Raw genomic sequence first — 10425 nt, forward strand, 5'->3', positions numbered from 1 at the left:
GCAGCGCGTTCCGCTAGTCGACCACTGGTAGCGCGTTCACCGCTTCACTGGACATGAACGCGCGCAGGGCCGCGGTGGCCCGCACATCGTCTTCGTTGTACTCCAGGATCCGTTGCCGCTGCGCGGCGCGCTCCGCCTCGTCGTGGCCGGCGTCCATCCCGACGCCCACGCGGTACCACAGCATCGACGCCTCTCCCCCGGCTTCCGCATCGCGCCAATGGAATCCGGCCACCGGCGCCACCTTCTTCAGGCCGCGCCCCTCCAGCGAGAGGAAGGCATCGCCCACGGCGTCGAACATGTCCACCCACTCCGGTGAGGCGATGAACTCGGCGACGGCGGCGCGGCTGGGGACGCCCGGGGCACCCGCGAACCGATCGGCGGAGGAGAGCAGCCACTTGTTCTCCGCCTGCTGCGAATAGCAGTACGCCGCAAAGGTTTTCCCCGCCGCATGTGCCTCCGCCCGGCGGTCCATCAGATAGGCCCAGAACTCGGCGAAGGAACGCCCCTCGTCGGTGGTGGGCACCGGCTCCCAGGTGACGAACGGGCGGTATCCCAGTTCGACCCCGTCGCGGCGCAGCCAGGTGCCCCAGAGGTAGGCGCCGTACTCCTGGTAGCTCTCCATATCGACGTCCACCTCGACATCGGCGCGGCGTACCTTCACCTCCGGGCGGCGCCGCACCAGCACCTGGCCATCGCGCCAGGCCCTGGCCATCGCGCGCAGATCGGCGATCGACGCGGGCACGTCCTCCGGCTGCGGGCCGGTGTACTCGGCCAATTGATCCACCGTGACGATGCCGGCCTCGCGCAGCCCGGGCGCCGAGCGACCGTCGGCCACCAGGCTCACGTCCCGCCGCGCGGCGAGCGTCGCCTCGCACTGCGGCCACCACGGGCAGCGCCGGCACTCGGCCACCCGCACCGGTTCGGTCTCCACGGTGCCCGCCAGCACGTCCCGGCGGTCCGCGAAGCGTTCGTCGTAGGCGGCCAGCAGCGGCGCCACATCGTGCACCACGATCCGCTCACCGCCGATCCCGAGCGACCCGCCGGACAGCGACGTCGAGGCGTGGCCCGCGTCCTGCAGCATCCGGGTCAGGTGCGCCAGCCGCATCTGGTCGCCCCGGTGCTGGCGCGCCCGGACCGTCTCGTCCGGCGACGGTGACCACCGGTCCAACGGCGTGGTCAGCGCGCCGGAGCCCGGGTCCGAGACCTTGTGATTGACCACGATCACCGGCAGGTAGCCGTCCCGCACGCGGATCAGCAGCTCGCTGTGCCCGCGGCGGCCGTGTGCGGTGGGCAGGACGCCGCCCCAGATCCGCTCCGCACCGGAGTCCATCGCCGCCAGCGTGCGGGTCACGGCGCCCTCGCCGGGCTCGATCACCGTGAGGTCCGCGGCGGCGGCCAGCCGGTCGCGTACCGAGGCGCGGAAGACCGCCGCGGCCTCCACGCGCAGCGCCATGGAGGGGTCGGGATCGGCGAGCGGTGCCCGCGCGTCGAGTGCCAGGCGGTGACGGCATCCGGTGAGCGCCCTGGCGCTCACCGGTGGTGCCGTGATGTGCTCGTCGATGTCCACTGCATTGCATTATCGCGGGCGGCACTGACAACCACGACGCGGACGCTGTGCAATGCTGTAGGCGAAAGCAGTACTGACCTATAAGGACGTGCACTGATGGGTTTGTTCGGCAAGAAGGCGAAGTCCTCGCGCGCGGAGCGGAAGGCGCAGGCCAAGGCGCTCAAGTCGAAGGCGCGGCTCGAGGCGAAGCTGGCCGCGAAGAACGATGCCAGGAGCGCGAAGCGCTCGGCGAAGAACGCCGTGAAGTCCGAGCGCGGCGCGCAGAAGTCCGATGTGGCACGCGCGAAGGTGATCGCGCGGATGCAGGGTAAGTCGGACAAGCTCAACCTCAAGATCGCCGAGACCAATGCCCGCGCCGCGGTCGACGGCAAGCTGCTCTCGGAGGCCCGCCTCAAGCGCTACATCTCCACCGCGCGCCTGCTCGCGCCCGTGGTGGTGCCGCTGGCGTACCGCGCCGCGCAGGCCGGCCGCAACAAGCTCGATTCGGCACGCGCCACCCGGCTCGGTGTGCCGGTGGACGAGGTGGCCCAGTTCGCCGGCTTCGGCGGCGGCCTCGCCGCGCGGGTGGCCGCGTCCCGTCGCTCCCTCGACCAGTTGGCGTCCGCGCATCCGGATGCCGAGACCAAGGCCTTCGTCGCCGCGGTCGCCCAGCGACTCGACGATCTGTCGGCCGCGATCACCGCGTCCGAGGCGATGCCGCCGGCGCGGCGCCGTCCGGCGCATCAGGCGATCGCCCGCGAGCTCGACGGCATCGACGCCGATCTGCTCAACCGCCTCGGCATCAGCTCCTAGCACTGCGGGGCGCCCGCGGGGGCGTTACCGTCGTCGGGTGGCTTCGACGATGCGCGTACGGACTTCCCTCCTCGGTCTGGGCGCGGCTGTCGCGGCCGCCTGCGCGGCGGGCCTCGCCGTCCCGGCGAACGCGGCCCCGCCGCCGCCCGTCTACGTGGCGCTGGGCGATTCGTACTCGTCCCTGCCGGCCGATGCGACGGTGGGCGGCTCGCAGCAGGAGCGCTCGTGCGGCCGGTCCGTGCGCAACTACCCGAAGCTGGTCTCCGATGCACTCGGGATCCCGCGGGAGCAGTTGCGCGACAACACCTGTGGTGGCGCCGATACCGATGACGCCTTCGCCAGCCAGCGCGCCGGTGACGCGAAGACCGGGTACTACGACGCGCCCGCGCAGCTCGACGGCATCGTCCCGCAGACCCGGCTGGTGACGGTGTCGCTGGGCGGGAACGACGGCTCCCTCTACTCGACCATCCTGCGCGCATGCGCGAGCGTGCCGCACGCGGCGGCCCCGCGCTGCACCTTCGATCAGGCCTCCCGTCCGGCGGAACTCTCCGACGGTGCCATCGACGACCGGCTGGCGCGGATCACGGCGGCCAACCAGCGGATCATCCGCGCGGTACGCGATCGGTCGCCACAGGCCCGGATCCTGCTGGTGGGCTATCCGGCGGTGTTCGCCGCCGATCGCACGTGCGGGGCGATCGCCCCGTTCCACAGTGCCAGCATCGGCTGGATGCGGAGCATCCTCACGGAGCGGCTCAACCGGGCCGTGCAGCGCACCGCGATCACCGAGCGGGTCGAGTACATCGACATGGAGCCCGCCTCGCGGGGCCACGAGGTGTGCAGCACCCGCCCGTGGATCAACGGCGTCACCGACGTGCCGCGGGCCGCCGGGATGCACCCGTTCCCCGCGGAGGGCGAGGCGGTGGCGGCGGCGGTCACCCGCGCCGTGCGGGCTTCCGGTCCCGCCGTCGGTCCCCGCTGACCGCGCCCGGTCCGGGCCAGGCGACGGTGAGCTCGCCGCCGTCCCGCAGGGCACGCCACCGCGCCGCGAAGTCGTCGTAGCGGGCGAAGATCCGCTCCCGCAGGTCCGCGGCGATATCGGCGTCACCGAGGGCCCCGGGCCACGCGGCATCGGGCGCACGGTGCCCGCGCTCCACCTCCCACAGGGCGACGGTGAGCGAGGCGAGGTACTCCGAGCGCGCCATATCCGCGGATTGGGCTGCGGTGGGCTGCTTGCGTTTGCGGCTCGCGGCCCGGCGTTGCGCCGGGTCCGCGGGCCAGAACAGGCCGTCGAGACCGTTCGCGTCGGCGAGCCGGCCGAAGACGCCGCCGCGCAGCCCGGCCTCGATCTCCACCAGCAGGTGCGCGGCGTCGTGCGGCACCGTCGGGCTGGCGCCCGGGCCTCCGCGCGGAGCGAGTTCCGGGCCGCGGTCCCGACGCACCCGCACGTCGTAGCCCGACGCGCGTTTGATGAAGGTGACGTCCATGTATCCAGGATCGGCCGGGACCAGGCGGGGCGCAACGGCTTTTACGCGGGCGGCGTCCCGGCGTCCTGTTTCGGCACCGCCCCCAGGATCAGCACCAGGACCGCCGCCGCGGCCATCACGGCGGCGATGGCCCACATTCCGGCGTTCTGGGTTCCGGTGCGATCGGCGAGGAATCCAGTGATGTACGGGCCGAAGAAGCCCGCGGAGTTGCCGATCGAGTTGATCAGGGCCACACCGGCCGCCGCGGCGGTGCCGCTGAGGAAGGCGGTGGGCAGGGTCCAGAAGGTCGCGAGGGAGCCGGCGATCCCGCAGGCGAACACGGCCACCAGCGCCATGGCGAGATACGGCGATCCGGCCATCACCGTGAGCGGGATCGCGCCCGCGGAGAGCAGCATGGGGATCACCACGTGCCACACGCGCTCGCCGGTCCGGTCGCTGTGCCGGGCCCAGAGCACCATGAAGACGGCGGCGAAGGCCCAGGGCACCGCGGTGAGCAGGCCGACCTCGTAGATCGAGTACTTCACCGCGAACCGTTGCTGGAAGCCCTTGATGATCGTCGGCAGGAAGAAGCTGATGGCGTAGAGCCCGTAGACGATGCCGAAGTACACGAAGGCCAGTGCCCACACTCGCGGCTTCGTCAGCGAGGTGCGCAGCGGTACATGGAATCTGGATGCGGTCTGCGCTTCCTCCCGTTCCATCTCGGTGCGCAGCCACTCGCGTTCGTCGGGGGCCAGCCAGCGGGCGTCCTTCGGCCGGTCGGTGAGGTAGAACCAGCACACCACACCCAGGATCATCGCCGGGATGCCCTCCACCAGGAACATGAACCGCCAGCCGGCCATACCGCCGAGCAGCTCGTGTCCGCGGTCGATCAGGAAGGCCGAGAGGGGCGCCCCGAAGACCGTCGACAGCGGGATGGCCACCATGAAGTAGGCGACCGCCTTGGCCCGCTCGGCCTGGGGGAACCAGAAGGTGAGGTACAGGATGATCCCGGGGAAGAAGCCCGCCTCGGCGATGCCGAGCAGGATCCGCAGCGCGTACAGCCACTCGTGGTTGGGAACGAAGGCCATCGCCGCGGCGACGGCGCCCCAGGTGACCAGGATGCGGGCGATCCAGCGACGTGCGCCGAACCGGTGCAGCGCCAGGTTGGACGGCACTTCCAGCAGCAGGTAGCCAATGAAGAACAGGCCCGAGGCGAGTCCGAACATGGCCTGGGTGAGCCCCAAGTCCTCGTTCATGCCGTTCGGCCCGGCGAAGCCGATGTTGGTGCGGTCCAGGTAGTTGACGAAGTAGAGCACCGCGAGGAAGGGGATCAGCCGCCGCGCCACCTTACGGAGGGTGCGGCGGCGCAACTCCTCGGAACCCGCCCGGACCTGCTCGTTCGCCATATCCCGGGATACTGCCCGATCGAACACCGTTACCGCGGCGAAAACCTCAGGTCGGCGCCGCGGTAACGGTGGTCAGTCGGGGTGGTCAGCGACCGATGAACTTGAGGGCCTTGATGATCGGGGGGACCACGGAGAGGAAGACGGTGCGCGGAACGCCCTTGATCCCGCCGATGCCGATGATCCGCTGCTGCGCGATGGTCTTCGACTCGCAGTACTTGAGCAGGCCCTCGGCGCCGTGCCGGCGGCCGACGCCCGAGATGCCCATGCCGCCCATCGGCGCGGCGGTGGAGCCCCACGCGGCGGCGTAGCCCTCGTTGATGTTCACGGTGCCGGCGTTGATCTGCTCGGCGATCTCCTGGGCCTGCTTGGTGGTGCCGGCGAAGACGCTGGCGTTGAGCCCGTACTCGGTGTCGTTGGCGCGCGCGATCGCCTCGTCGACCGAGTCGACGGGGTAGATCGAGACGACGGGGCCGAAGGTCTCGGAGGCGTAGCAGACGGCCTCCTCGGGAACGTTCTTGAGCACCGTCGGCTCGTAGAAGAACGGGCCGAGGTCGGGCCGGGCCTTGCCGCCGGCGAGCACGGTGGCGCCCTTGGCGACGGCATCGTCGACGTGCGCGGTCACGGTGTCGATCTGCGACTTGCTGGCCAGCGAGCCCATCTCGTTGGTGAAGTCGTAGCCGGCGCCCAGCGCCAGGTTGGCGGTGCGCTCGGCGAAGGCGCGGGCGAACTCGTCGGCGATCTCCCGCTCGACGTAGATGCGCTCGATCGAGATGCACAGCTGGCCCGAGTTGGAGAAGGCGGCGCGGGCGGCACCGTCGGCCGTGTGCGCGATGTCGGCGTCCTTGGTGACCACCATGGGGTTCTTGCCGCCGAGCTCGGCGGAGAAGCCGATCAGGCGCTTACCGCACTGCTCGGCCAGGGTGGCGCCGGTGGCCGAGGAGCCGGTGAACATGAGGTAGTCGGCGCGCTCGACGATCGCGGTGCCCACGATGCCACCGGGGCCGGGGACCACGGCGAACAGGTCGCGCGGGAGGCCGGCCTCGTACAGCAGCTCGACGGCGGCGAGGGCGCAGTACGGCGTCTGGCTATCGGGCTTGAGCACCACCGCGTTGCCGGCGGCCAGCGCCGCGACACCGTCGGACACGGCCAGGGTCAGCGGGTAGTTCCACGGCGCGATCACGCCGACCACGCCCTTGGGCTGGTACCGCACGCGGGTGTTGGTGAACACCGGGAGCATGCCGGCGGTGTTCTTCTGCTCCAGCAGCTTCGGCGCGTTCTTGCCGTACCAGCGGGCGGTCATCGCCACGTCCAGGGTCTCCTCCTGGGCGTACTGGCGGGCCTTGCCGGTCTCCAACTGGGCCATGTCCATCAGGTCGGCGCGGCGCTCGTTGACCAGGTCGGCGAACTTCAGCAGCACCTTGGCGCGGTCCTTCGCGCTGCGCGCGGCCCACTGCTTCTGAGCCAGGCGGGCGCGGGTGAAGGCCAGCTCGACGTCCTCGACCGTGCCCACGGGGATGGTGGTGATCTTCTCCCCGGAGAACGCCTCGAGCACATCGCGCGATTCGCGCTGGTCGGGGTGGTCGATCGCCGAGAGGGCGCGAAGACGGTCGAACGTGGCCTGGGTGGGTGCTGGCATGACGGCCAGATTACCCGCTTGTTGACGGTGCCTCAATAGCGCGACCGGTTCACGATTTCGGGCCCTCCGTCCGCACGCGACACAATCCTGCCGCGTCACCGCGCTGAGGCCGACATCGTGAACGTCGATAGGATCGCGACATGAGCCATGTTCAGTTCACCCCCACCGCGGACCTCGTCGACGAGATCGGGGAGGACGTGCGCAGCTGCGACACCCAGTTCCGTCAGTTCGGCGCTCGTCGCGCGTTCGCGGGCGAGGTGGTCACGGTGAAGTGCTTCCAGGACAACGCGCTGCTCAAGTCGATTCTGGGCGAGCCCGGCGAGGGCCGCGTGCTGGTGATCGACGGTTCCGACGAGAACGGGGTGCCCTCGCTGCACACCGCACTCGTGGGCGACATCATCGCCGAACTGGGCCGCGGCAACGGCTGGGCCGGCATGGTGGCCTACGGCGCGATCCGGGACGCCGCGGTGATCGGCACCCTCGACATCGGCGTGAAGGCGCTGGGCACCAACCCGCGCAAGTCCACCAAGACCGGTGCCGGCGAGCGGGATGTGCCGCTCACCTTCGGCGGCGTCACCTTCCACCCGGGCGATGTGCTGTTCAGCGACGACGACGGCATCGTCCTGCGGTAGTCAGCCGCTGATCGCGGCGGTGGTGACGACGCTGCCTGCGCGGGCCGCCACCCAGGCCAGACCGTCGCGGTGCCCGTTCGGGGTCTGATCGGCGACGGCGTCGCCCACCACGAAGGCCTGGATGTCGTTCTGCACCGAATCCGCAGCGGTGAGTAGGACGCCGGTGTTCGCGTAGACACCGACCAGGATGAGTTGATCGCGCCCCTGCGACCGCAGGTACTCCAGGAGGTCCGACCGGAAGTATTCGGACAGTTTGTGTTTGGTGAGGACGCGCTCCCCCGGGCGCGGCGCCACGGCGGGCTCGATGCCACGGTCGGATTCGTCCGAGCTCATTCCGGCCCCGGAGAAGTCGTAGATCAGGCCGCGTTGTTCCCGGGTAGCTCCCCCGCGCTGCGCCGAGTACGCGACGGGGACCTGATTGCTCCTGGCCCACTGCTGAACCCGCGCGGCATTGCGCAGCAGTTCCTGCTTCGTGGGCTCGGCGAAGATCCGGGTGAAGTAGAACTGCACATCGTGGACCAGTAGGGCGGCGCGACGTGGATCCACCCGCCACGCCACCTTGTTCTTCGGTATCGGGATCTCACCGATCCGATAGGACACGGAGCCCGGCGGTGCCACCGCCGCCCCGGCGGATCCGGCCTGCCCCGCGGCCGCCACCCCGACCGCACCGACGGCCGCGCCCAGTGCCGCGGTGCGGAGGAAATGCCGCCTGCCCAGCGACCGGTCGGGGCCGGGTGCGTCGCGATCAGGGCCGGGTTGTGACGTCATGGCGCGATGCTAGGACCGCGCCGTCCGGCCCGCATCCGCGTGCTTCACACTCGGCGCTCCGCTACCCCCGCGCGACCCGGGCGGATCGCCCGAACACCTCGACCACATCGCCGACGGCGAGCTGCCGGCCGCGACGGGTGTCGACCTCGCCGTTCACGGTCACCTCGCCGTCGGCGATCACACCCTTGGCCTCGGCACCCGAGTCGATCAGACCCGCGAGCTTGAGGAACTGCCCCAGGCGGATCACCTCGTCGGAGATCTCCACGTCGATTGCGTCCGTCACGCCTGCCATCATGCCGGACTACTCTCGGCAAGGTGTTCCTCACGCTCGCCGGTGTCCGCACCCACGTGGTGGTCGACGATCCGATCGGCCCCGTCACCGGGCCGCCGGTCGTGCTGTCGTCGGGCCTGGCCGGCAACTGGTTCGACTGGGACGCCTGCACCGAGCTGCTGACCTCGGGCCGCACGGTGGTGCGCTTCGACCGGCCGGGCTACGGTCTCTCCGATCCGTGGCCCGAGGGCGAGGTGCCCACGATCGACTCCGAGGTCACCCGGATACGGGACCTGGTGGACGCCTTGGGAATCGACTCCGCCGTCCTGTGCGGCCACTCGATGGCCAGCTTCTACGTGGAGGCCTTCGCCCGCGAACACCCGCAGCGGGCCGCGGGCCTGGTGATCCTGGACGGCAGCGTCGAGGAGTCACCCCGCTGGGTACTACCGGGCAACCTCCGCGAGGACCTCGTGCTCAAGTCGGCCGATGTCGCCGCAGCCGCCGGACTGAACCGGATCGCCCCGACGATGCACCGCCTGTTCGTCGATTCGGAGCCGCCCGAAGAGCACGCGGAGATCCTGTCGTCGGAGAAGTACCTACGCGCCGCGCTCCTGGAGAACGGGCAGTACCCCGTGATCGCGCACGAATTGGTGGACGTTCGGCAGCGGTACCCGTTGCGGGCCGGCATGCCGGTCACGGTGGGGGCGGCGTACACCGGTAAGCCCACCCCGTGGGCGGCGTCGTGGCTCCGGCAGCAGCGCGGCTTCGCGGACCGGTTGCACGCCCGGTTCGCCGTGATCGCACCCAGCGGGCACCACGTGATGGTGGAACAGCCCGCGCAGGTGGCGGCGCTGATCCTGGACTCGACTCCGGCCTAGCCGACGCCGAGCAGGCGCAGTTCCGCGGGCGTGACCAGCCGCTCACCGTCTTCGGCGAGGAGGCTGCGCTTGCGCAGGTTCCGCAGTCGGTAGATCGTCCGGGTTCCCAGGTTGACGGGGCGGCGGTGCTGCTTCACTGCGAATCTCCGAAGATCGTGTCTGTCGATGCGGAACGGTTGGTTACAGATAGTGTATTGCCTGATGCGGGGAGCGTCCAGTGGTCACTCCCCGTTCGTGACAGCCGTTACAGCCACGGGCCGGGATCCTTCTCGGGACCTGCGCCGCACGCACGGTTAGGCTGAGCGGGTTCCGTCCCATTGTTGCGTTCGCACATCTCTCGAGGAGTACCGTGTCCGATCTTGACGATCTGCTCAAGTCCATCCCGCTCGCCGATATCGCGGCTCAGCTCGGCGTCTCGCAGGACGTCGCCTCGGAGGCCGTCAACCAGACGGTGCCGACGCTGCTGGCCGGCCTGCAGGCGCAGGACACTACCGAGGCCCCGACCGATCTCGCGCAGGCCGCCGACAACGGCAACGGCCAGCAGATCGTGTCCAGCCTGTTCGGCGATAAGACCGACGATGTGGCCGCCGCCGCCGCGGCTCCGCTCTCGTCGGGCGTCACCAACGATCTGGTCAAGCAGCTGCTGCCGATCCTGGCTCCGATCGTGATCAGCTTCGTGATGAAGAAGCTCTCCGGCGGCACCGCCGCGCAGCCGCAGCAGCAGCAGGCCCCCGCGGGCAACGGCGATCTGCTCGGCAGCATCCTGGGCAACATGATCGGCGGGGGCAACACCTCCGGCAACGCCGGCAACGCCGCGGGCAACGTGCTCGGCGGCATCCTGGGCGGACTGCTGAACCGCAAGTAGTCCCACGCACGACGAAGGCCGGTACCCCGCGGGGTGCCGGCCTTCGTCGTCGCGGACTAGCGCTGCGGTGCAGCGGTGGGCACGATCGGCGCGGGCAGCGCCGACTCGCCCATGAGGAACCGATCGACGGCGGCCGCAGCGCTGCGG

General features: G+C 70.5%; 12 protein-coding genes and 1 pseudogene. 5 read left to right on the forward strand and 8 right to left on the reverse strand.

Features of this window, described 5'->3' with window-relative positions; translation table 11 throughout:
• Window positions 1-13 precede the first annotated feature (13 nt).
• A complete protein-coding gene (locus ABD108_RS14755) occupies window positions 14-1567 on the reverse strand; it encodes a TM0106 family RecB-like putative nuclease (RefSeq protein ID WP_220657053.1) in 1554 nt (517 codons plus the stop codon).
• 96 nt (window positions 1568-1663) lie between these two features.
• On the opposite strand from ABD108_RS14755, the gene ABD108_RS14760 reads away from it, so the two are divergent.
• Together ABD108_RS14760 and ABD108_RS14765 are read left to right on the forward strand one after the other, a co-directional pair.
• Window positions 1664-2359, forward strand: coding sequence for a DUF6474 family protein (locus ABD108_RS14760; protein ID WP_305112519.1), 696 nt, complete (start codon window positions 1664-1666; stop codon window positions 2357-2359).
• A 37-nt stretch (window positions 2360-2396) separates the two neighbouring features.
• Window positions 2397-3338, forward strand: coding sequence for an SGNH/GDSL hydrolase family protein (locus ABD108_RS14765; RefSeq protein ID WP_343930675.1), 942 nt, complete (start codon window positions 2397-2399; stop codon window positions 3336-3338).
• Here ABD108_RS14765 and ABD108_RS14770 read toward each other — a convergent pair.
• The 3 genes from ABD108_RS14770 to ABD108_RS14780 form a co-directional block, all read right to left on the reverse strand.
• Window positions 3292-3843: a hypothetical protein gene (locus tag ABD108_RS14770; RefSeq protein ID WP_220657056.1), complete on the reverse strand. Its 552-nt coding sequence runs from the start codon at window positions 3841-3843 to the stop codon at window positions 3292-3294. The two genes, ABD108_RS14765 and ABD108_RS14770, sit on opposite strands and share 47 nt — an antisense overlap.
• Before the next feature lie 41 nt (window positions 3844-3884).
• Complete coding sequence (locus ABD108_RS14775; RefSeq protein WP_220657057.1) at window positions 3885-5228, reverse strand: MFS transporter; 1344 nt, start codon at window positions 5226-5228, stop codon at window positions 3885-3887.
• Window positions 5229-5313: 85 nt separating this feature from the next.
• Window positions 5314-6864 carry a succinic semialdehyde dehydrogenase gene (locus ABD108_RS14780; protein ID WP_220657058.1) on the reverse strand — a complete coding sequence of 517 codons (1551 nt, stop codon included), beginning with the start codon at window positions 6862-6864 and terminating at the stop codon, window positions 5314-5316.
• Between the two features lie 140 nt (window positions 6865-7004).
• Between ABD108_RS14780 and rraA the strand changes: the two genes are divergently transcribed.
• The gene (gene rraA, locus ABD108_RS14785; protein WP_343930676.1) at window positions 7005-7496 is read left to right on the forward strand and encodes a ribonuclease E activity regulator RraA; all 492 of its coding nucleotides are present in this window, start codon (window positions 7005-7007) and stop codon (window positions 7494-7496) included.
• Here the strand turns inward: rraA and ABD108_RS14790 are convergent, their stop codons facing one another.
• Window positions 7497-8264: an isochorismatase family protein gene (locus ABD108_RS14790; protein ID WP_343930677.1), complete on the reverse strand. Its 768-nt coding sequence runs from the start codon at window positions 8262-8264 to the stop codon at window positions 7497-7499.
• Between the two features lie 61 nt (window positions 8265-8325).
• On the reverse strand, window positions 8326-8547 hold the full coding sequence (locus tag ABD108_RS14795; protein WP_344185447.1) for an RNA-binding S4 domain-containing protein: 222 nt from the start codon (window positions 8545-8547) through the stop codon (window positions 8326-8328).
• A gap of 32 nt (window positions 8548-8579) precedes the next feature.
• Between ABD108_RS14795 and ABD108_RS14800 the strand changes: the two genes are divergently transcribed.
• Window positions 8580-9413, forward strand: a complete 834-nt coding sequence (locus tag ABD108_RS14800) for an alpha/beta fold hydrolase (RefSeq protein WP_220657061.1) — start codon at window positions 8580-8582, stop codon at window positions 9411-9413.
• Here the strand turns inward: ABD108_RS14800 and ABD108_RS14805 are convergent.
• The gene (locus tag ABD108_RS14805; RefSeq protein ID WP_220657062.1) at window positions 9410-9550 is read right to left on the reverse strand and encodes a hypothetical protein; all 141 of its coding nucleotides are present in this window, start codon (window positions 9548-9550) and stop codon (window positions 9410-9412) included. The genes ABD108_RS14800 and ABD108_RS14805 overlap by 4 nt on opposite strands.
• Window positions 9551-9762: 212 nt before the next feature.
• Here ABD108_RS14805 and ABD108_RS14810 point away from each other — a divergent pair, with 212 nt between their 5' ends.
• Window positions 9763-10278 (forward strand): DUF937 domain-containing protein, encoded by a 516-nt coding sequence (locus ABD108_RS14810; RefSeq protein WP_220657063.1) that lies wholly within the window; start codon window positions 9763-9765, stop codon window positions 10276-10278.
• 56 nt (window positions 10279-10334) lie between these two features.
• Here the strand turns inward: ABD108_RS14810 and ABD108_RS14815 are convergent.
• A pseudogene (locus tag ABD108_RS14815) lies at window positions 10335-10425 on the reverse strand (FAD-dependent oxidoreductase); the annotation flags it as partial.

The sequence above is a fragment of the Tsukamurella strandjordii genome, assembly GCF_039525985.1.
Classification (GTDB): Bacteria; Actinomycetota; Actinomycetes; order Mycobacteriales; family Mycobacteriaceae; genus Tsukamurella; species Tsukamurella strandjordii.